We start from the raw sequence: 20360 nt of genomic DNA on the forward strand, positions 1-20360 counted from the left end.
CGGCCAACGTCGCGGCCGGGGGGTCACCCTTCCCGGCGGGCGCGGTGCGGGCGGCGCGGATCGCGTTGCGTATAGCGAGGCTGGCCACCTGGGCCCGCTCGTAGCGGGACGACTCCCGGGGCGGCTCGCCGTCGGCGCCGGCGATCCACCAGCGATCAGGCTCGGCGAAGTCGGCGGTGTAGAAGACCTGGTCGGCGGCCGGGGCCCGGCGGCCGGGCTGGGCAACGGTGGACTGACGGGAGTGGTCGGACAGGGCGCGGCCCGCGATGTAGTCGTCCAGGCCGCGCGTGAACTCCTGGCCGCGCAGCGTCTCCAGCAGGTGCCGACGCGCTTCGGCCAGGACGTGACGGCGGGCGAACCTGCCGCGCACGGTGAAGACGACCGCGGCGACGTCGACGGCGGCGAGCGCGATGTCCACCACCGGGTCCACCCGGGCCCGGATCGCCACGCCCGCCGCGCGGCAGCGGTCGAGGAGCCCGTCGATCATCTGCCTGCCGAACTTCAGCAGCGCGGACGCCTTCCACCACACGAGCAGCTGCTCCAGCGGGCGCGGGGTCTTCTTCTCACGGCGGGTGTCCTGCGCCGCCCACCACCCAAGGCCGTTCCGCGCCTTCTCGCCGGGTAGTCGCCCGCGCTTCTGCGCGTACTTGTAGGTGAGGCCCTCCAAGACGTCCTCGATCTGCTGGCGGCGGGTGGCCGACCAGTCGATGAGGTCGGAGTCGACACCGGCTATCTCCATGACGGGACGCAGGCCCGCCGTCACCTCCCTCGGCACCGTCGCCAGTCCCAGCTCCTCGCACACCTCCGTCGTCATCGCGAGGGTGTAGAGCGTCCCGGCGGCCACCACATGCCGGTAGAGACGGCGGGTGTCCAGCGCGCCCCACACCGGCTCACCGCTGCCGTCCAGGCGCTGCACGCGGTTGAGGACCAGACAGTGCTCATGCAGGAGCGGGAAGCCGTCCCGGTTGTCGAAGTGCCGGAACGCCGCGACCACCAAGGCCGGCGTCTTCGCGCGGCCGCGACCGGAAGACCACCGGGTCTCCGCGACCTCGTCCTCGAGCCAGCGCAGTGCCCTGTCGATGGCCCGCTCGTGCCCCCGCTCGATGACCCGGCGGGTCCGGTCGTCTCCCAGCGCCCACAGCACGGTCACGGACGCCTGCGGACGGAAAGTGAGATCGAGGGCGAGCAGCGGGGTCTGATTGCGGGCCTCGATCTCCTCGATCGGCTGCCCGAGCACGGTCGCCCGCCGCGCGGTGGCCGCATCGGCGCCGCCGTCCAGGAGGTGCCGCTCGATCCGGTCGGCGTCCGGGTGCCGGCCCTCGCCGAACAGCAACTCCAGCTGACGCTCGGACACCTCCGCGCCCTCGGTCAGCCCGAGCCCGGCCAGGCCGCGCCCCAACCACCGCCCCGGCGGCAGCCCGGCCGCCTCCTGGGCGGCCTTGAGGAACTGGCCGACCGGACGGCGGCCGTCCCCGAACGCGACCCCGCGCACGTAATACCGCCACGAGTTACGCCTCTGAACCTTCGCGACACTCAGCATCCCCACAGGGGACACCGTCTCCGACCTGCGGAAAAGCGTAATCCCGTGCGGCGGGACAGTTCACCGGAACTTCACCGCCGATCCCGTCCAGCGGGCATTTCCGGCGGCACCGCGCCCGCCCGGCGGACACCACCAGGGCCATGCAAATGCTGCGCGGCACCCGGTCACACGCGCCTCACACACCTCAAAAACACCAAGTAACGACACCGGCGGTATCCAGCGCACCTTCACGTACCGCCCCCCGGACAACGGCCAAGACACCGCCTCATGCACTACGTCACCCCGACCCCCTCCACCCGAGCGAGATCTCTCCGCCCCCGGCCACCGGCCGGGGGCTTCGTGCTTCCAGGAGGAGACCACCGTGCCCACCTACGAGGCCACACCCCGCTTCACCACCGACCTGAACCGCCTCACCCCCCAACAGCGCCACCGCTTCCAGCACGTCGTCGCACGGGCCTTCGTCCCCGATCTCCGCGGCCTCCGCCACGGCGGGACCTTCCGGACCGGATTACGCATCAAACGCGTCCAGTGCGCACGCGGCGTCTACGAACTCACCTGGGACGGCAACGGACGGGCGACCTGGCAATACGGCAAGGCAATACTGCCCGGCACGCAGCACATCATCTGGCGCCGGATCGGCACCCACGACATCCTCACCGGCCCCTGACCCACCGCGTAACGGCAGCGGGTCACCGTGACCGCGGCGTCGGCGCGACTGGTTCACGCTCACGCTACCGGGCACGGCCAGGCCCCGGGGGCGCTCCCGCCGGCCGGTAACGGGCGGCAGGATAGGGGGCATGGCGACTTTGGTGCTGGATCAGCTCAGGCAGTGGCAGGACGAGGACCGGGGCGGGCCCGAGCAGTGGCACGCCGCCTGGGAGCGGACCCTGCAACTGCTGGGCCCGGTATGGCCGGACACGACGATGTCGTGGGACGGGGTCATCCACGCGGACGGCGGGGCTGCCCTGACGACCGCCCTGTACATCATCGCGCAGGATCGGGGCATCGCTCCCGCCGACGTCCACCGCATCCACGTGGACGAGCTCTTCACCCGCGCGCCCGGGGAGCACGACCTGGACCTCCGGCGGCGCTGGGATGCCCGGCTCCGTGCCCACGGCCACGACCTGGACGACCCGACCGACCCCGTCACCGCCCGCTGGCTACAGCTCCGCGTGGACAACAGCCCGCCCGACAACGCCTCGGACACCGTGCACATCGACAACGGGACGGACCACCGGTGGGGGCCCGGCTTCATCGAGGGACTGCACTGCGTCCTCGCCCCCAGATACAAGGACCGGCTGCAGTTCTGACCACACCGCGCCCGGGGGACCCGGTACCACCGACCCGGCCTGACTGGGCCGGGTCCCTCCCCTCCCACGGGGCAGGCACCCACACCCCTCAGCTGGGTTGATCATGACGGTGTGACAGTCACCAGGCGGACCATCTCCATCCCGGCAACACCCCCCGCACCGAAGACCGACAGTCCGGGCGTGCGCCTGCCAAACCGGGCCGCCCCCGCAGTCGACTCCCTCGCCGCCGACATCGCCGACGCCTCCTGCGCACTCGCCGACACCGCCGGCCCCAGGACGTGGAGCATCAGTGCCGTGGAAGACACGGTTGAGGCCATCGGCATGCTCGTCACCGCACTGTCCACGATCGACCCAGCTGCGGCACGGATCCTCGCCACCATCCCGGCCGCCACCACCGCCCTGCTCCGCCACATCGGCACCCAGGCCCCGGACGACGAACCCACCACCGGAACGGCTACCGTCCCGCTGCCCATCTCCCGGGCGACACGGACCCGGCGCCGCGGACTCGGACACGGATACCAAGGCATCCACATCCCCGAGTAGACCCTCCCGGTGCCCGGCTGTCGTCTGGACGGCCTGTTCGGATCTGTCCGTGACTCTCCACAGCTCCCATCCTGCGCCTCGTATACGCGCGGCGAAAGGTAACGGCGTGACATCGGGTTTGTGGGCTGTACCAATCAGAGGCGCCAGCGTAGAAGGTGAGTAAGGTAGCGCCATGACTGTCCCATACGACCCGAACGATCGGGAAAAGGTAGTAGCCAAACTACCCTCTGAGCTACGGAAAGAGCTCAAGGTCCGTGCTGCCGAGGTGGATACTGACATCCAGGACGCTGTGACCCAGGGCGTCGAAGCCTGGCGGAAGGCCAAGAGCGTCCGGCCTATCGTGGACACCGCTGGCGGGACGTCCTTCGCTACGTATCTGCCGACCGGGCTGTACGACAAGCTCAGGAAGGTCTGCAAGTCCCGCGGTATCTCCTACAACCAGGGCATTGCCCAGTCAATCCGGCTGTGGCTGGATGAGCACCCGTCACCGCGGCCCAAGCCGCAGCGGGTCACTGGCGCTCGCCGTTTCATCTTCGGCAACCAGAAGGGCGGTGTCGGCAAGACTTCGGTGTCCGCCGGTGTTGCCCAGGCTCTCGCTGAAACCGGGCACCGCACGTTGTTGGTCGACTTTGACCCACAGGGTCACCTGACCAAGCAGCTCGGTCATCCTCTCATCGACATTGACGCCCCCAGCCTCGCCAAGCACATGCTCGGTGAGGTCAAGGATGGGACGCTCACGGACCTTCTGATCCCGATAAAGGGCGGTGATTTCGAGGACCATCTCTGGCTCCTGCCGGCCTGCAAGGACGCTTTCCTCCTTGACGCCAAGCTGGCCACGAGTCGCTTCGTCAGGATCAAGGAGACTGCCCTGGAGAAAGCTCTGGAGCCTTTGGAACACGACTTCGACTTCATCGTCGTGGACTGCCCTCCGAGCCTCGGCTACAGCATGGACACGGCCATCTATTACTGCCGCACCCGTGAAGGCGAGGAAGACAGCACTTCGGGCATCGTCATCCCGGTGCTGTCCGAGGACTCGTCGGCTGATGCCTATGACATGCTCGAAGAGCAGATCGAGGACCTGATTGAGGACATAGAGGTCGTCATCGCTCAGCTCGGCTTCGTCGTCAACATGTACGACAGCCGGAAGGGCTATGTCGCGACGTCGTCCCTGGAGGAGTGGCAGAAGATCGGAGATCCTCCGGTGCTGGCTGTCGTGCCGGAGTTGAAGGATCAGCGGGAGGCGGTGCGGATGAAGGAACCGTTGTTGGCGTACGCCCCTTATTGCGAGCAGGCGGAGGCAATGCGGGCGATCGCACGGAGGATCAGCGGATGAGCGTCGCAGACCGGCTGGGAACCGGCGCCTCTTTCAGTGACGCCCGGCGCGGTCGAAGTGCTCGAGGCCGGGCCAAGGCCGTCGCCCAGGGAGACGTTCCCGTCTACGAACTGGTGCGGCTACGGCTGGACGAGGTCTCCCCCACTCCTCTCAATCCGCGCCGTAACTTCGGCACGGACGAGGACAAGCTCCGTTTCGGCGAGGAGTTGCGCCAGGCACAGCTGGCCGCGTGCGTGGCTGTGACCCGGTCAGCTTATCTCGCACTGTGGCCGGACCATGCGGACCGGATCGGCGAGGCAGGCCACGTCCTGGTCAACGGTGAGCGGCGCTTCCACAGCGCCGTCCATGTTGGTCTGGACACGTTGGACTTCGTTGTCCGCGATGATCTCGCCTCCAGTCGCGAAGAGTTCATAAACCACCTGCTCAAGGAGAACCTTGAACGGGAGGATTTCGACGTGATCGAGCGTGCCCGCGGTGTGGAACAGTTGGTGGCTGTGTGCGCGGAGTCCACGGAACGCGGTGCCCGGACGCGGGCGGCCGAGAGGCTGAGCAAGGACCGGTCGTGGGTGACGAACCAACTGGTGCTGCTTGAGCTGCCAACAGAACTGCAGACCATGCTGAGCGCTGGAACTCTCGCTGAGCGCGATGGGCGGTCCCTCGCCCGGTACGCCAAGGACAACTCCGGCCTGGATGCAGCCGCGCTTCTGGACCATTTGAAGGCGTCGAAGGACGCGATGGCCCTGGCCAAAGCCGAGGAACGCATCCAACTCCAGGCGCTGCGCGCTGGGGACCCCAGTTTGTTGTCCGCGGACAACAACTCCGTCGAGCAGGAGTCGACCGGTCAGGAGGTCCCGTCGGGGGAGGCGCCGGCGGGGTGCGAGGACAAGAGTTTGTTGTCCACGGACAACAAACCGGTAGGCGAACCGGCGCTGAGCCCGGCGAAGCCACCGGCCCAGCGTCAGCCGACAGCGCAGGAAGACCGCGAGCCCTCCGTGGCCGACGCGGGCAGCGTTCCGCCTGCCTCAGAGGTTGAGCAACCTCGTCGGCTGCCGTACGACGATGCCTTCTACATCGTTCAGCATCTGCATTTGAAGATGACTGCCGAAGACTTTGCGCGGGGGGCTCGTGTATGGCTCGGGGTCCTACGTGAGCAGCAGCCCGCAGAATACGTGGCGCTCGTGCGGGAACTCACCGAGCACGAGCAGTTGCCTGCCTGACATCAGAGCTGGTCTGAAACGCAGAAGGGGGGTCCTGTCCTACCCGTCGTGAACCGGGTAGGACAGGACCCCCTTTGGGTGCTGGCCATTCTGACAGCTGGCCTGGCTCAAGCCGCCCAGGTCGCGGACATCGTGTCGTGGTCGGGGTTGGGAATGTGGGCGGAGACGGCCGGGGCGGAGGGGTGTCGCATGGCAGTGATCGGGACGGCGTCCGGCTCGTCAGGCGGGGCGTAGATCAGGCGCCAGGTGTCGTCCCACTCGCAGCCGCAGGGATAGTCGGGGTGTGGGTGACGGAGGATCACGGCGTGCGTGTGCACGGCGCGCGGGATGCGGGGGATGAGCTCCGCCGGGTCGTCGTCGGGGTACAGGTGAAGGCTGTGCCAGCCGTGGATGCGGTCCATGTACGCGGCGGCAGCTTCGATGACGGCGGACCACAGCTGGTGTCCGAGTGCGACGAACGCGGCGGGGTGGGCATCGTCGTCGCTGTCCGGACCGCTGATGCCGGTGATGTACAGGCCGCGGTGGCGGCCGCGTTTTCTGATGGCGGGCGGCGTAGGCCCCGGAAGGGGCGGATGGTGGTGGATCCGTCTGCCCGGCGGATCGCTACGTTCCGGGGTCCGGCTGCGGGTGGTCGGCCGGGCCAGTGGAAGTCCAGCCAGTCGCCGGTGATTTCGGGGGCGCGGCGGGTGCTGAACGCGGTGATCACGGTGACGGGCTCACCGCGTTCGAGGTAGACGCGGCCGGTCACCGGGGGATGGTGGCCGGGAAGGCGTCGTGGTGGCGGCCGTCCAGGGCGCGGCCGGCTGCCTTCTTCCCGATGCGGCGCATCTCGATGCGGTGTCCACGGTTGTCGACCGGGTCGCCGACCAGTTCGCTGCCAGGCACGGGCCTGTTGCGGATGACGAGGGCGCCGGTGGGTGCCCACTCCCCCCATTGTTTGAAGAAGTAGGGGACGTTGGAGTGGGCGCACTGGTCGCGGAGGGTGCGGAACCAGTCAGGGTGTGCGGGTCGGGCGCCGCGGCCGGATTCGCCGCCCGCGATGACCCAGTCGATGCGCGGTCCGGTTTCCATGGACTGCATCTGAAGGCCGGTGCTGGTGGTGTGGGGTGCTCCCCATCCGGGGCGGCCGTCGAGCCAGTAGGTGAGCTTGGGTCGGCCACGGCCGGGGACGATCAGGCCGAAGAGGTCGACGGGTCCGAGGAGCGGTTCACAGGAGAGGAAGCGAACGGCTGCGGGGGTGTCGAGGAGCGCGGGAATGCGGATGTCGGCCCGCTTCTGGTCTTCCACGGAGACCCCGAGCCACACATTCGGCAGCGGCTTGGCGAAGTGGCTCCACCACTGCCTCATGTACGCATCACGTCGGTACTGGGGGACCGGCGTCGCGTCGTCGCTGACGATCGCGGATGCGGCCTCCTCGCATGCCTGGCGGAAGGCGAAGCTGGAGAGCAGGGCGCGCATCCGGCCGTGGCGCTTGGTGAGTACCTGGTAGGTGTGCTGCGGGGTGAGCGCCATCACGGCGAAGACGCGGGCGATGTGCTCGTCGGGGACCTTGTCGTGGAAGAGGTCGCTCATGGAGTTCACGAAGATCCGGCGGGGCTTCTTCCAGCGCAGCGGCACCAGCAGCCGCTCGGGCCGCAGCTGGATGTCGAAGCCGTTCTCGAAGTGGTGGCCGGGGGTACCGCGCCACCGTTCGGCGAAGGTTTCGGCGTAGCAGTGGTCGCACCCGGGGCTGACTTTCGTGCAGCCGGTGACGGGGTTCCAGGTGGCTTCGGTCCACTCGATGGTGGTGGTGTCCGACACGATCATGTCTCCCAGATGGGGGGATGGACCTCCCAGGCCGGTGTCAGAGGCCTGAGGAGGAGCGGCTCATCGGCCGCTTTGCGGTTTCCGGCTGTCCTCAAGGCGGGTGATGCCAAGGGCTGTGTGGTCGGCGCGGTCGGCTGCGGCCAGTAGTGCCATGGCGAGACGGCGTGCGTCTTCGGTCGGCATGGCGATGAAGTCGTCGGTGGGATGCGTGCAGTCCGGCGAGGACACGTACACCGCGTCGGCGACCTCCGACTCATCGACGGTGCGCACCAGCCACGTGGGGATGGTCTGGAAGTTTTTCGCAAGGACGCGCTGGTTGATCTCCCATTCGTGTCCGGGCATGGCGTGGCCGGCCGGGTTGATGCGGGTGGGCTTGGGGCGCTCCGCGCTGTCGGCGAGCGCGATCAGGTGGCGGAGCTCCGTGCGAAGTTCTGCCAGGGTCAGCCCGTCGGCAGGGTGCCGTTCGGGGGGAGCGCTCATCGGCTGCTTTCCATGAACGGTTGTACCGCTGGGGTCACGGTGGCTTCGGTTTCCTTGGTGATGCTGTCCGCCGCGGTCGTCTTCGCCTGCTCGTACGGGTGGGTGTAGCGGATGGGTTTGCCGATGCTGCGGGCGTATTCGATCTCGCTGCGGGTGCTGTCGCCGATGTAGCCGTCGGGGTTGACGATGAGGACTTCGTCTGCGAGGTCGATCTTCTGGCGGTGCAGTACGTCCAGCATCGGCTTGAGCCGGTCGGCCTGGGCGGGGTCCGTCCACAGCGCGTGGGGCTGCTTGAGGTTGCATCCGGGTGCGAGGACGATCCGTCCGGCCGCGGTCTCGTACAGGTTGGCTTCGGCGAGCTGCTCCCAGAACCTGGTCGACCCGCACAGCGCGACGATCGGCGGGCGGGAGTGAGCAGAGGCGTTGATGGTCTGGTGGTGCATGAGGGTCCCTTCGTCACAGGTGGGCAGGGGACCGGGGCGGCCGGAGCCGCGGGCGGCCGCCGCCCCGGTCGATGGTTCAGAGGGCGGCGGCGGGTTCGTCCCTGTCCGGGGCCGTCGTCGTCTGGGCATGGAGTCGCTCCAGTTCAGCGTGGCGCTCCTGGACATGCTCGATCGCGACGCCGTCGGTCAGGAGGGTCTTGACCAGGTCGGACTGGTACTCCTGGCCGGCGAAGAACCCCCTGTGGAAACGGCACTGATCCTGGGCTTCGCCGCAGGCCTCGCAGTCTTCCCAGTCCGTGGGGTCGTACGGTGCCGTCTCCGGGCCGGGAATGTTCTTGAGCGTCGGGCGGGCGGGGGTGAACAGGTCCTCGCGCCAGGACTCCGGGAGGCCGCTGAGGTTATCGGCCAGTGCAGCCGCGATCTGCGGGTAGTGGCTGCGGAGGGAGGCCCACAGCCGGTGGGCCTCGGTGGCCGGGTCGAAGTGCGGGTCGAGCCCGGCGGCCTCGCGGGCGTAGGCCTGGATCTTCTCGCGCCGCTCCGGCCAGGTGCTGGTGTCGATGCCGGCCTCTACGGCCGCGCCCAGAATCTGGGTGTCGTGGAGGAATTCGGGGGCCAGCTGCTGCGCGGCGAGGTCCTCGGCTGCGGCGGGGTCGCGGTGGGCGAGGGCGGCCACGGCCTGGTCGGTGAGGAAGGCGGTGCGCTGGGTCCAGAGGTCCGCGTTGCAGTAGGCGGTGGCCAGCATCCGGGTGCGCAGGCGAGTGAGGTGGGTGGTGCCGTTCGTCATGAAAGGGCCTTCCTGTGCGGGGGTGATGGGATCGGCGTGCGCCGTGGTGCGGTGCTGCGGGACGGCTGGAGTCATCTGGCGGCCGCCAGGTCCGGGTGGTCGATGCGGAGTTTCACGGTGTGTCCTCGTCTGCCGCTGGGCGGCGTCGGTGGTGGTGGCTGGGTGGCAGCCGGGGCGGCCGGGCTCGTAGCCGGCGGCCGCCCCGGGCCGGACATGGATGTAGCGGCCCGCCGGTTCAGGCTGTGGGCTTCATACGGAGTTCGGCGAGCGCGATGCCGACCGTGGCGCAGGAGCCGGAGCAGAACGTGCGGGGCGGGACCTCGGACCCCTGGACGTGGACGCGGACCCAGCCGAGGCGCTGGACGGTACGCCCGGCGCATTCCTGCCCGCACCCGTCGGTCGGGCAGTCACCGGGCGGAAGGATCGGGCGCCCGGGCTGCGACCCGGTGCCGCTGTGTACGAACTGGCCGCCAAACCACTGCTTCTGCTTTTCGCTGCGCCCGGTGACCGGCTTGCTCTTGCGCTGGTGCTCCCGCACCGCAGCGAGGCAGCCGCACTCTTCGGTCGCCTTGATCCGCCGGTAGGTGTGCTGTCGGTAGCCGCGCATCGAGCCGTGCTCGATTCCGGCCTCTTGTCCGATGACGCTCACCGCGTCCTGCCTTCCATGTCGTTGGTGTGCGGATGGGTGGTGCTCGTGGTGTCGCTGGTCACGAGGTGGGCTCGCCGTCGCGCGCCCAGAACCACTGGTCAAGCTCGTAGGTCTTCAGGGCGCAGACCGGGATCCGGTGCCGCTGCCCGTGCTCGTCTTCGACCGTCAGCTGGTCGGCGTCCCGCCGGATGACGAGCAGCAGGCCCGGAGCGGGGTCGGTGGTCCCGGGGCGCAGGGCCCATGCTTGGCCGGGGTCGGCCAGCAGGAACGAGTCGCCCGCCAGGACGCCTTCGCAGACGAGCCGGTAGGCGACCGACTCCGCGAGCAGGTCCTGGGTGATGAGGTCGCCGACCAGGCTGTTGATGAACTGGGCAGCGTGCACGGGGCCTATGAGGCGGTCCAGGGGGAGTACAGAAGGCTGCATGGTGAAGGGCTCCTTGAACATGCGAAAGTGAAGGAGCCCCGGGGGAGCGTCCGACTGGCGGCATGGCCAGCGACGGAGCGGACCATCCCCGGGGCGTTGCCGCGCCCGGAGCCGCCCCCGGCCTCCAGGAGGCCGCCAGGGGCCGGGATCAGGCCCGGCTCCCACAGAGGCTTCTTGCGGCGTCCTGTCAGGCACGCAGGTCGGGCAGTTGGAGGAGGACCTGGTCCAGGACGCTCTGCGGCGGCCGCCAGGGTCCGAGGGCGCCGATGCAGGGAAGAGGCAGGGGCAGCGCCTGGACCTCGGCAAGGACGAGGTGGTGAGCGTCGCGCTGCGCCCACGGGCTGCACGGCCCGTCGGCGCTGTCGTGGCAGTCGGGGTGGCAGTCGGCCAGCCGGGCGACGGCGATGACCGCGCCGGTCTCCAGGTCGTGTCCGCGGATCGCGGTGGCGACCAGCGGGTCATGCAGCGCGGGCCGGTCGACCGCCTTGGCCGTGTGGATCAGCAAGAGACCCCGCCAGTTCCAGTGCTTGCTGCGGTTTTCCACGCGCTTGGTGCCGTGAGCGATGGCCGTGGCCCAGGGCTGGCGGATGGTGATGGCCCGTACGGTCTCGGGGGTCAGGCTCACGCGGCGCTCCTGATGGCGTGGGTGCTGGTGCCGGGGCGCCCGGCGCGTCGGCCGTTGACGCTGGGGGCGGCGGGATCGCCGGGGCGGGCCTGGACGGGGATCCCGGTGTGCTTGCCCGCGTACATCGCCGTGTCAGCAGTCCTCAGGAGTGCCGAGAGATCCGCGGTGCCGGTCACGTGGGCGGTGGCGGCGCCGACGGAGACACCGACATGTACGGGCTCGCCCTCGATGGGGACGGGCAGGGCAAGGAGGTGCCCGAGCTGCTCGATCCGCAGGTCGCGGTGACGGGGGCTGATCCGGGTAGCGACCGCGAACTCGTCGCCCCCGAGCCTGCCGACGACTCCGCGCGGGCCTGCCCACTCCATGAGCCGGGCCGCCACCGCGGCGAGGGCACTGTCGCCTGGGGTGTGCCCGAGCCGGTCGTTCAGCTGTTTGAAGTGATCGAGGTCCGCGATCAGGACGGCGGTGTCGTCGTGGCGGTCGACCAGGCGCTGGGCGCGGGCGGTGAATCCGTCGCGGCGCAGGGCACCGGTAAGCGGATCGCGGCCCGCGGCGGCGAGGCGCCGGTGCATCACCACGGCGTGGACGGTCCAGCCGGCCAGCGGCAGGACAGCTGTGGTGATGTGAAGTGTCCTGCTCGGACGGGTCGGGGCGGTCATACTGGGGATTCCCTCTCGTCTTGTACGGGATGGGGCAGCCCCGGGACGGGCATTTGGTTTGGACGCCTTTGTGTGTCCCGTCCCGGGGTTTTCGTGTGTGGTCCTCTGCTGGGCTGAGGGGCCACTGCGACCGCCCCGGCACCGGCGGGTGCGGGGTCCGGGGGGCACAGAGCGCGCTCAACTCATCAGCTGGCCGTCTCGATGGCATCGCGCAGGTGGGTCCGCGCGCGGGCCAGGAGCACGGGCTGGCCGGCGCCGGGCTCGATCAGTGCGTCGGTGAGGTAGGCGGCGGCGGAGTCGAGGTCATCGCTGGCGTCCTGGAAGTTGCCGAGGCGGGAGTCGGCGAGGACGTCGCGGACCTCTTCGACCAGGTCGATGAACCGGTTCGGGGTCAGGCTGCGCGGCGGGTCGCTACCGATGAGGGCGGCGAGGTCCCTGGTGAAGCAGTTGTCGAGCGCGGTGAAGGTGTCGGCCTGAACGGTCTGGACGGCCATGAGGGCCTCCTTGTCAGAAGTCGAGCCGGGTGGTGATGGCGTGCGGCGTCGCCTTAGTCGCGGCCGGGGTCGTGGACGGTGCGGCGGTGCGCCCGGGTCCGGGCCTGGTAGCGACAGGCCCGGACCGTTACTCGGTTTGTCACCGGGCTATGCGCGGGGTCTTCGGCGGTCGCGGCCACGCGGTGGCCGCCGATGCTGGACACGCGGGCGGCGCGGATGTAGCCGGCCTTATCCAGCACCACCCGGATAGGGAAAGCTGGCGCCCTGTTGCGGGCTGATCGTCAGCCATCGCCCTCGTCGCCATCTCCGACCATGCCGCGGTACTCCTCGGTCATGTCCCAGACGATGGGCGCAAGGAGTTTGTCGGCCTTGCGGAGGAACACGGTGCGCTCGTTGGCGTCGATCGAGACGTGGGCCTCGTGGAGGAAAGCCGCAGCGGTCTGCACGTCCTCGTGACCGTCGATGCGGGCCATCAAGAAGTTGCGGGCCGCGGTGCCGAGCTGATCGGCAAAGGTGCCGATGTCGGTGGCCTGGTCCTTGTCCTTCTCTGCGACATAGGCGATGGCGGCGGCGTAGTGGCGGATGATGTCGGCGGCGGTGATCACGGTGGTGGGCATGGCGGTTCTCCTACTCGGTGGCTCGGGCCGTCGCGTTCGACGGCGAAGAGTCGGGCTGTGGGGTGTTCGTGCCGAGCACGGCCGGGGACGACTGCGTGTCTCCCGTGTGCTGCCGCCTGTCGGCCAGGGCCAGGAACTCGAATCCGAGGTCCGGCGCCGACAGGATCGTGCGGAGGATGGAGGCGAAGCCGTCGCGCTCCATGGGATTGAGGCGGTCCCACACGGCGTGCGCGTCGGTGTGGACACCGACGGCCTGGAGGTAGGCCTCTTCCGTGGTGACGGTGGACTGGGCTCCGCACCGGCCGCACCGGTAGATGGCCTGGTCCCAGCCGGAAGAGGAGCCGGTGGCGGGCTCGGTGGTCATCCGCGGGCCGCCTCCAGCGCCTGTGCGGCGTGGTCGTCGGCCTCCTGGTCGACGTCGTCGAAGCTGCCGTGGACCGTGCAGGCGATGTCCTCGTGGTTGTCCAACTGGCCTGTGAGCGCGCGGTGCAGGCAGCTGACGCTGTAGGCCGGCACCCAGGCGTAGCCGCTGCACTCGGGGTCGAACGGGCAGGGGACCATGACGTCGAAGCCGTAGTCGCCCTCGCCGTCGACGTCCTGGCGCAGGGCGAGGGTGAGGTACAGCTGACCGAGGCGGATCTCCGCGACCCGGTCGCCGCCCGCGATGTCCGAGCCGTCCTTCCACTGCCACAGCGGCAGGATCTCGGGGCCGAAGATGCGGCGGACCAGGAGCAGGCTGCCCAGGCCGTCGCCGCCGTCCAGCCCGAGGTCGGCGCCGCGGGTCTCGCTCAGCCGCCGCAGGAACGGCTCCAAGCGGTAGAGATTCTCCGCGAAGAGAACTTCGTTGAAGCCCTCCCCGCGCAGCGACTGGTGGGAGTGGACCCGGGCCCTGTGCTGCGCGCGGACCGTGTCGTCCGGGACGGTCCGGTTGTCCGGGCGCGGGACCTGTCGTGCCAAGCACACGTCCTCCGGCGTCGCCAGGACCACCGCGATGGCGGGCATGCCGTGGCGTTTGGCAGCGGCGACCAGCGGGGCCCTCGCGGCGCTGGACACGTTCGTCGCGTCGATGACCGTGTTGCGCCGACGGGCCATCCTGCGTTCCACGAGCAGGTGCAGGATGTCAACGGCGTCGTCGCTGGCATCCTGGCAGCCCTCGTCGTCGCTCACCCAGCCGCGCAGGGCGTCCAGCGAGAGGACCTGGAAGGCGGGCCAGGTGCTCGCCAGCGTCGTCTTCCCGGCCCCGGAGGCGCCGATCAGCACGATCAGCGCGTTCTCCGGCAGCTGCGGGTACAGCGGCGTCAGCCCGGTCGTCATATGAGATCTCCTTGCGGGTCGAGGGCGTGGGCAGCCCAGTTCAGGCGCTGCCCGGCGTTGTCAGTGATCAGGGCGGCGGCCTCGTGCAGCGGGCACGAGGCGTCGGTCACCGGCTGCTGGGCTTGCGGGTGGCGAGCCAGGCGGTGACGGCCGCGGCGCCGATGCCGATGGCGCGGTGGAGTGCTTGGTCGAGCTCCATGAGCGCTGTGCCGGGCCCGGCGGTGTCCTGGACCGGCTCGGGCCATGCGGTGCCGACCTTGCGGACAACGGTGGCGTGCTGGATGTAACCGTGCTTGCCGCACTTCTTCGCCAGCCAGATCAGCGGGTCGCGGCGGTCGATCAGCGCGTGAGTCCCCGCGTTGATCGCGGCCCCGGCGAGCAGCGCCCCTGCCGGAACGCGGTAGCCGAGAGCGCGGGTGACGGCAACGGTCGCGGCGAGTTGTACGGCGCTGTAGGAGGCGACGTGCCGGGCGACGGCGCGGCGGCCGAACGCGGACGCTGTCATCGTCGGCGCGCTGTGCCAGGGGTTCTCGGTGACGGGGGTGCCGTCACGGAAGACGAGATGGTCACCGTGGACGCCCTTGGCAGCGGCGTCCTTGCTGTTCTGGACCCACTGATCGCACAGCGGGTGCAGGCCGTCGAAGACGGCGGCCAGGGTACCCATCAGGGCGAGGGACTCGATGGTGCGCGGGCGATCGGTCATGCTGAAGGTGCTCCTCATCTCGGTTCGGGATGCGAGGGGTGCGCGGGGCGGCCGGCCTCTTCGCCGATGCTGCGGCCGCCCCGTGCTGTGGATGGTGGGTCTTACTGCAGGCCTCCGCCGGTGTGCGGCGGGGGCTCGTGTCAGTGGGCGGTGAGCGGTTCCGGTTCGCTCTGGTTCTCGCGGATCCCGGCGTAGTGGTAGCGGCGAATCGTGGCTGCCAGCGCGTTCTTCGAGCGGTCGGTGAAGTCGTCCGGGTCCGTGTCCATCCAGTCGATGTACGGCAGGACCCGGGCGATCGCCGCGACGGCGCGGCCTGCGTCCTCGCGGTCCCACCAGCCGGAAGCGATCCGCCACCCGGAGCCGGTCACGATCGACCATTCCTCGCCGAAGATCCCGTTGGCGTCGGCGCGCAGGAACAGACCGTCGATGTCGGTCTTGTAAGCGAGCCGCCAGTACTGGCGGGGTTCCGGGTCGTCGTCGGAATGGGAAACCATGAGGATCGGTACGGCGCCCTGGCTGTCCGGATCGAACGTGGCCCGCAGGAGCACCGAGATGGCGACCCCGGTCACGTAGTCCCGTTCGTCCGAAGTAAGTTCCTCGAACGCCTTCTTGAACAGGGCGTGGGCCAGAGGAGCGTTCAGGGGTTCGGTGGGCAGCAGCCTGTTGACGGTGGCGTTCGGTGAGTGGAGGTAGGGCCGGTAGCCGGGCGGCAGGCTGGCGTCGTCCTTCGGCTGCTGCGACTTGTGGAACGCGCGCCGGGCGTCGAGGAGTTCGTGGTGCTCGGCGGGGTCGATGATGACGGCCAGGCAGTCCCTGTTCTGGGCGTCAAGGACGTTGCGAGCCATACGGCGGCCGTCGCGTTCACGCGCGCCGTCGTTGAGGAACTGATCGAGCGCCTCGTTCGCCTGGTCGAGGGGGAAACTGATCTGTGCCACAGGGTCCTCCAGGTTCGGGCCGGGCTGTCCGGTCCTCCGCACTGCCCCGGCCAGCGCCTGTAGCTGGCCGGGGCAGCACGGGGATCCGTCAGAACGGGGGTTCGTCCGGCCATGCCGGGACGGGCAGGAGCCGGATGCGCAGCTCGCGCCGGTCGGCCCAGCAGCTGCACGCCTCCATCTCCGGGTTCGCGCCGTCGACCCACCAGCCGCCCGCGCCCCGGCGGTCGGGGCAGGAGCGGCGGGGCTGAGGCTTCAGCTCGATGCGGTGCCGGTCGGCGTAGAGCTTGAGGTGGCTGGCTTTGAGTACGGCGGTGGCCGTCGCCGCAGTGAGCGGGACGGCGGCGGCGAGCAGCAGGGCGGCGCGCGGGTGGCGGGGGGTGGTCACGTCAGCGGGATCGCGCGGCAGGCGGCGGCGTGAGCGTTCGCCTTCTCGCGGATGCTGAACAGGTAGTCCTCCTCCGGGAACCGCGAGGTGTCCTTGCAGCCGTGGCACTTCCACCGGTTCTTGAGGTGCTCACCGAGGCCGATGACGTCGACGAACGATCCGCCGAGCGTGACGAACCGGATCTGGAGGTTCTTGGGCCGCTCGGGCTCAGTGAAGGCGGAAGCGCGGACAGCGGTGGTCATGGGCGGTGGTCCTCTCGGATCAGGCGGCAAGCCGGTGCTTTGCCGGGGGAGCGGTGTAGGTGGAGGGGTCGGCCGGGGGGCGTCGGTCAGCGAAATGTCCCGCGCCCACGCGCCCGGGGACGGGGTGGGCTCTCCCTCCGTGTCGAAGGGGGTGATCATGGAGTGGGTAGACATGTGTCCTTCCTGGACGTCGGGTACGTGGCGGCCGGTCGGCCTGTCCGGCCCTCGCGCACCGCGCCGGGGCGGGGTGCGCGAGGGCCAGGCGGAGCGACCGGGGGTCAGCGCTGGAACGGGCGGACTGTGTCTGTGTGGTCGTCGCCGGGGGCAGCCGGGACCGGGATCAGGGCCAGGATGTGGATTTCGGGCCGGACGGTGACCGTGGCGGGACGCGCCGCGGGGTAGCCCACGCGGCGGCGCAGGGTCAGGCCGCGCAGCGCGAACGCGCTCAGCAGGGTCCAGGCGAGGACGGCGAGTCCGGCGGCGACAGGGCGGCTGGTGTGCGGGGTGGCCGTCCAGACCATCCATACGGTGCCCGCGCCCCATGCGGTCCAGGTGAGCCGTACGCCGTTGTTCCGGGTCAGCCATCCCAGGACCAAGGCGGTGATGCCGGTGAGCTGCCACAGCGCATAGAGGGCGGAGGCGCTGACGGCGAGGCCGGCGGAGTGCTGCGCGATGTACGTACGTACCGGCTGGTCGACGACGGCGAGCACTCCGGTGGAGGTGTCGGTGCCGATCTGCACGGTCGGAATGGCGGTCGCCAGCCGGTACAGCGCCTCGGAGAGGACGTCGGCCGCACCGTTCAGCAGGATGACGATCGCGCAGAACCCGGCGAGGCCCAGTGTCGTCTTCACCCAGGTCGCCATGCCGTGCCAGCCGTCCTTCGGGGCCCGGCGCAGGTCCTCCCACCGCGCGTGCAGCATTCCGCCCTCGGCCCATGCGGTGTTCCACCACGTGCGCAGTGCGGCGGTGCGGGAGTGCTTCTCTGCCTTGGGGGCGGGCGGAGGCTGCGGTAAGTCGAGCTGCTTCGCGGGCTGTTCGGGGTGGCGGGTGTGGTTGTTGGACTGCATGGCGGCAGATCTCCTTGTGTGTCGGTGCGGTTCGCGGGCGACCGCGAGGGGTTCGGGTGCGAGGCGGGTGGTCCGGACGGGACTCAGAGGCCGTGGGTGTCGGCGAGGGTGGCGGCCTGGTCGACCATGCGGAGCGGGATACGGCCCGCGCCGTGTGCGTCGTTGAAGGACGGCACGGAGTCGACGTCATCGCCGTACGTTCGGCGGATCGCGTCCAGGAGCACGGCGGCCGCGGCGGCTTCCAGGCCGCTGTCGCCGTGGGCCTCGATCCGGATGGCCCCGAGCATGCAGAAGGCGCCGTCCTCGTCGACCAGAGCGCCGCCGCACCAGCCGCTGGCGAGCAGCCGGTGATGGGCACGCTGCAGAAGGGCCGCGACCGGTGTCGGGTACGGGGCTGGCAGCGCGGCGGGCCCGGTGTCGGTGTCGACGGGGCCGGTGACGACGTCGGCCAGGTCGACGGGTGTGGTGGGGATGTGCGCCGCGTTGACCTCGTATGCCACGGCGGCTTCGTCGAGGCGCAGGGTCATCTGCGCGTTGACGAAAGCGAGGCGTTCCTCGAGGGACAGTTCCGCCGGCGGTGCGGGCGCAGTGCTGGCCGGGACGGGGTGGCGGGTGGCGGAGGAGAAGTGGGCCTGGGGCATCGGGGCTCCCTGGGGCGTCGAAGGCACGGGGATGGGGGCGGCGGCCTTCGAGGCCGGCGGCCGGGGCGGTTTCAGATGCTGGGGATCCAGCCGGTGGCGGCGCTGATCGCGGCCCGGATGAGGGGGGCGGCGCCGGTGGAGGCGAGGAAGAAGCCGAAGCCGGTGCAGGCCAGGGCGGGCCAGAGGCGTATGGAGCCGCCTCGGAGCAGGATGACGACGATGATGCCGAGCAGGACGACGGCGGAGATCGATACGGCCACGGGTGGTATGTCCTTCCAGGTGTGGGCAGGGCCCGGCCGGATGCGGCCGGGCCCTGCGGGCGAGTTGGGGGTGTGGGTCAGACGCTGGAGAGGTTCTTGATGGCTTCCAGCGCCTGGCGGGGGGAGGTGACCGTGTCGCGGCGTGTTGCGGGCTTCCCGCCGCCTCGGCCCTTGCCGCCGCCCCTGGGGGCGTCGTCGGTGTCGTCGTCGTCCGGTTCGGGGCCGAACTCGCCGGGCCGGGGCGGCTCGGTCCAGTCGAACCAGAGGTCCCGGGCATCGAGTTCGCGGATCTCGTAGTCGGTGAGGGTGGCGGTGATGTCGGGGAAGTAGTCGTCGAGGCCGGCCTTGAAGTCCACGAACAGCGTGCGCAGGACGTCGGGCTGTTTGGCTTCGACGATCCAGCCGGCGCCGCCGGTGTTGGAGTTGGCGGGCGGCTCGGGCTCGCCGCGCATCACCCGCTCGATCCGGCCCTGCTCTGCGGGGGAGAAAGAGCGGGGGAGCGGGTCGGGGATGTTCTCGGAGGAGATACCGAGGGCCGTGAACATGGCGGTGACCTTCTTGGGGGCGACCTTCAGCACGACCGGGATGCAGTTTTCGCGCAGGTTCTCGCACAGCAGCTGTGTGAAGCCGTCCTGCACGTAGATGGACTGGCCGGCCACCTTGAGGCCGATGCCGTACTTGCGGCCCTTGACGGAGACCTTCTCGGCGAGGTCCATGATCTCTGCGCCGTAGTCGCCGTGGCGGGCGGCGGAGAGGAACTCATCGAGGTAGGCGGACAGCATCAGGTAGGGGCAGCCGGGCAGGTTGGGGTCCCAGTCGTAGACCCTGCCGTCCTCCCACGGCATGGCGCCGCGGATCTCCATCAGTGCGTCCAGGGCTCGCAGGAGCCGGACCATGTAGAGGGCGCCGACGCCGTAGCGGTCGGTGTACTGGCCCAGCATGGCTGCCTTCTCGTCCGGGGCTTCCGCTGCCAGCCACACCACGGCCCCGAACAGGGCGTCGGCCGCGACGTGCAGGGCCATCAGCTGGGTCTTGCCGCCGCCGGAGGGGGCGACGAACAGGCCGTGGGCGGCGCCCCGGTCGGTGTAGACGCGGTTGCGGGCGGGCTGGCCGTTGCCGAGGTAGCCGGTCACCCATCGGCCGTCCGCGTCGGGGGTCAGCAGCTGCCTTGTCGCGGGAAAGACCTGAGCGAGCGGGCTGGAGTCCCACAGGGAGACCAGGAGTTGGCTGCCGTCGACGGTGACGAACAGGCGGCCTTCGTCGTACTTGGTCTTCAGCGCGGCCGCCAGCGTGTGCAGGTTGACACGCGGCTCGCCCATCTCGTCGGGGACCTGGGCGATGTAGTGGGTAACCCCACGTGCCTTGTCGCGGATCTTCTTGACGAACAGCGAGCCGGGGACGGGGCCGCCTGCCTGCCCGATCCGGTCGGCCCACCACTCGTGGTCGGTGGGCGCCTTGCGGCGCCGCTCGTTCAGGTCGGGGATGACGTGGACTTCTTTCCAGCCGGGGCCGCCCTCGCGCCCGTACTGCCGGGCCACCGCTTCGATGCGCACGTCCGTCTCCTCGACACCGAACGCGGCGGCGACGGCCTCCTCGGTGAGTCCGGAGACCGGCCGTCCGGCCTCGGAGGCGCGCAGCAGCAGCGACAGGTCGTTCGGCATTCCGGGGTGGGGGGTGGCCTTGATGACGATGGTGCGGCCGGGCATGCCGCGGTTCTCCCACAGCTGGCGGACCTGCCCAGTGAAAGCGTCCGCGCCGTCGTCGGGCTGCGCCGGGGACGGCTCCGGCACAGGGGCGGGCTGCGGCGGTCCGAAGCTGGGTGCGGGGGCGGCGAGGGCGGGCCGGTGGTGGCGGCGGGTGTGGCGGGACAACGGCAGCACGACCGCGCC

26 protein-coding genes and 1 pseudogene are annotated in these 20360 nt (G+C 70.1%); 5 read left to right on the forward strand and 22 right to left on the reverse strand.

The genetic code is table 11. The features are described 5' to 3' along the window. Nucleotides 1-1492, reverse strand: a 1492-nt coding sequence (gene mobF / locus GA0115259_RS04215) for a MobF family relaxase (protein ID WP_256097899.1), incomplete at its 3' end; no start/stop codon positions are given. Between the two features lie 409 nt (nt 1493-1901). On the opposite strand from mobF, the gene GA0115259_RS04220 reads away from it, so the two are divergent. The 5 genes from GA0115259_RS04220 (at nt 1902) to GA0115259_RS04240 (ending at nt 5943) form a co-directional block, all read left to right on the forward strand. Further along, nucleotides 1902-2207 (forward strand): hypothetical protein, encoded by a 306-nt coding sequence (locus GA0115259_RS04220; RefSeq protein ID WP_093590989.1) that lies wholly within the window; start codon nt 1902-1904, stop codon nt 2205-2207. A 130-nt stretch (nt 2208-2337) separates the two neighbouring features. Next, nucleotides 2338-2850, forward strand: coding sequence for a hypothetical protein (locus GA0115259_RS04225; protein WP_093590992.1), 513 nt, complete (start codon nt 2338-2340; stop codon nt 2848-2850). A 180-nt stretch (nt 2851-3030) separates the two neighbouring features. Further along, nucleotides 3031-3393: a hypothetical protein gene (locus tag GA0115259_RS04230; RefSeq protein ID WP_093591043.1), complete on the forward strand. Its 363-nt coding sequence runs from the start codon at nt 3031-3033 to the stop codon at nt 3391-3393. Nucleotides 3394-3565: 172 nt separating this feature from the next. Continuing rightward, nucleotides 3566-4726 (forward strand): ParA family protein, encoded by a 1161-nt coding sequence (locus tag GA0115259_RS04235; RefSeq protein WP_093590995.1) that lies wholly within the window; start codon nt 3566-3568, stop codon nt 4724-4726. Beyond that, nucleotides 4723-5943, forward strand: a complete 1221-nt coding sequence (locus tag GA0115259_RS04240; RefSeq protein ID WP_093590998.1) for a plasmid partitioning protein — start codon at nt 4723-4725, stop codon at nt 5941-5943. Before GA0115259_RS04235 ends, GA0115259_RS04240 begins: the two co-directional genes overlap by 4 nt. Before the next feature lie 107 nt (nt 5944-6050). On the opposite strand, the gene GA0115259_RS41485 is transcribed toward GA0115259_RS04240, so the two are convergent. The 21 genes and pseudogenes from GA0115259_RS41485 to GA0115259_RS04345 all read right to left on the reverse strand — a co-directional run. Further along, a complete protein-coding gene (locus tag GA0115259_RS41485; RefSeq protein ID WP_202449650.1) occupies nt 6051-6344 on the reverse strand; it encodes a hypothetical protein in 294 nt (97 codons plus the stop codon). A 343-nt stretch (nt 6345-6687) separates the two neighbouring features. After that, nucleotides 6688-7743 carry a DUF5131 family protein gene (locus tag GA0115259_RS04250; protein ID WP_093591046.1) on the reverse strand — a complete coding sequence of 352 codons (1056 nt, stop codon included), beginning with the start codon at nt 7741-7743 and terminating at the stop codon, nt 6688-6690. Nucleotides 7744-7809: 66 nt separating this feature from the next. Beyond that, complete coding sequence (locus GA0115259_RS04255) at nt 7810-8229, reverse strand: hypothetical protein (RefSeq protein WP_093591001.1); 420 nt, start codon at nt 8227-8229, stop codon at nt 7810-7812. 95 nt (nt 8230-8324) lie between these two features. Next, nucleotides 8325-8672, reverse strand: a pseudogene (locus tag GA0115259_RS04260) (hypothetical protein); the annotation flags it as partial. Nucleotides 8673-8748: 76 nt separating this feature from the next. After that, on the reverse strand, nt 8749-9531 hold the full coding sequence (locus GA0115259_RS04265) for a hypothetical protein (RefSeq protein ID WP_141716446.1): 783 nt from the start codon (nt 9529-9531) through the stop codon (nt 8749-8751). 160 nt (nt 9532-9691) lie between these two features. Beyond that, the gene (locus GA0115259_RS41490; RefSeq protein WP_202449652.1) at nt 9692-10105 is read right to left on the reverse strand and encodes a hypothetical protein; all 414 of its coding nucleotides are present in this window, start codon (nt 10103-10105) and stop codon (nt 9692-9694) included. A 58-nt stretch (nt 10106-10163) separates the two neighbouring features. After that, nucleotides 10164-10529, reverse strand: coding sequence for a hypothetical protein (locus tag GA0115259_RS04275; protein ID WP_093591007.1), 366 nt, complete (start codon nt 10527-10529; stop codon nt 10164-10166). A 187-nt stretch (nt 10530-10716) separates the two neighbouring features. After that, complete coding sequence (locus GA0115259_RS04280) at nt 10717-11154, reverse strand: ASCH domain-containing protein (RefSeq protein WP_093591010.1); 438 nt, start codon at nt 11152-11154, stop codon at nt 10717-10719. Then, on the reverse strand, nt 11151-11813 hold the full coding sequence (locus GA0115259_RS04285; RefSeq protein WP_093591013.1) for a GGDEF domain-containing protein: 663 nt from the start codon (nt 11811-11813) through the stop codon (nt 11151-11153). The genes GA0115259_RS04280 and GA0115259_RS04285 overlap by 4 nt, the downstream gene beginning before the upstream one ends. Before the next feature lie 185 nt (nt 11814-11998). After that, complete coding sequence (locus GA0115259_RS04290) at nt 11999-12307, reverse strand: hypothetical protein (protein WP_093591016.1); 309 nt, start codon at nt 12305-12307, stop codon at nt 11999-12001. A gap of 281 nt (nt 12308-12588) precedes the next feature. Continuing rightward, nucleotides 12589-12924: a hypothetical protein gene (locus GA0115259_RS04295; protein ID WP_093591019.1), complete on the reverse strand. Its 336-nt coding sequence runs from the start codon at nt 12922-12924 to the stop codon at nt 12589-12591. Between the two features lie 10 nt (nt 12925-12934). Next, nucleotides 12935-13288 carry a hypothetical protein gene (locus tag GA0115259_RS04300; protein WP_176732427.1) on the reverse strand — a complete coding sequence of 118 codons (354 nt, stop codon included), beginning with the start codon at nt 13286-13288 and terminating at the stop codon, nt 12935-12937. After that, nucleotides 13285-14238 carry an ATP-binding protein gene (locus GA0115259_RS04305; RefSeq protein ID WP_093591022.1) on the reverse strand — a complete coding sequence of 318 codons (954 nt, stop codon included), beginning with the start codon at nt 14236-14238 and terminating at the stop codon, nt 13285-13287. The genes GA0115259_RS04300 and GA0115259_RS04305 overlap by 4 nt, the downstream gene beginning before the upstream one ends. A 106-nt stretch (nt 14239-14344) precedes the next feature. Then, nucleotides 14345-14941: a hypothetical protein gene (locus GA0115259_RS04310; protein WP_093591025.1), complete on the reverse strand. Its 597-nt coding sequence runs from the start codon at nt 14939-14941 to the stop codon at nt 14345-14347. A 140-nt stretch (nt 14942-15081) separates the two neighbouring features. After that, on the reverse strand, nt 15082-15876 hold the full coding sequence (locus GA0115259_RS04315) for a hypothetical protein (protein WP_093591028.1): 795 nt from the start codon (nt 15874-15876) through the stop codon (nt 15082-15084). 88 nt (nt 15877-15964) lie between these two features. Beyond that, nucleotides 15965-16261, reverse strand: a complete 297-nt coding sequence (locus tag GA0115259_RS04320; RefSeq protein ID WP_093591031.1) for a hypothetical protein — start codon at nt 16259-16261, stop codon at nt 15965-15967. Continuing rightward, nucleotides 16258-16503 carry a hypothetical protein gene (locus tag GA0115259_RS04325; RefSeq protein WP_093591034.1) on the reverse strand — a complete coding sequence of 82 codons (246 nt, stop codon included), beginning with the start codon at nt 16501-16503 and terminating at the stop codon, nt 16258-16260. Before GA0115259_RS04325 ends, GA0115259_RS04320 begins: the two co-directional genes overlap by 4 nt. 278 nt (nt 16504-16781) lie before the next feature. Next, nucleotides 16782-17570 carry a hypothetical protein gene (locus GA0115259_RS04330; protein ID WP_093591037.1) on the reverse strand — a complete coding sequence of 263 codons (789 nt, stop codon included), beginning with the start codon at nt 17568-17570 and terminating at the stop codon, nt 16782-16784. Nucleotides 17571-17653: 83 nt separating this feature from the next. Further along, the gene (locus GA0115259_RS04335; RefSeq protein ID WP_161230280.1) at nt 17654-18211 is read right to left on the reverse strand and encodes a DUF6197 family protein; all 558 of its coding nucleotides are present in this window, start codon (nt 18209-18211) and stop codon (nt 17654-17656) included. 71 nt (nt 18212-18282) lie between these two features. Further along, the gene (locus tag GA0115259_RS04340; RefSeq protein ID WP_093591040.1) at nt 18283-18471 is read right to left on the reverse strand and encodes a hypothetical protein; all 189 of its coding nucleotides are present in this window, start codon (nt 18469-18471) and stop codon (nt 18283-18285) included. Between the two features lie 77 nt (nt 18472-18548). After that, a partial coding sequence (locus tag GA0115259_RS04345) for a chromosome segregation protein ParM (RefSeq protein WP_093591056.1) occupies nt 18549-20360 on the reverse strand: 1812 nt, incomplete at its 5' end.

Source organism: Streptomyces sp. MnatMP-M17 (genome assembly GCF_900091995.1).
Taxonomy (GTDB): domain Bacteria; phylum Actinomycetota; class Actinomycetes; order Streptomycetales; family Streptomycetaceae; genus Streptomyces.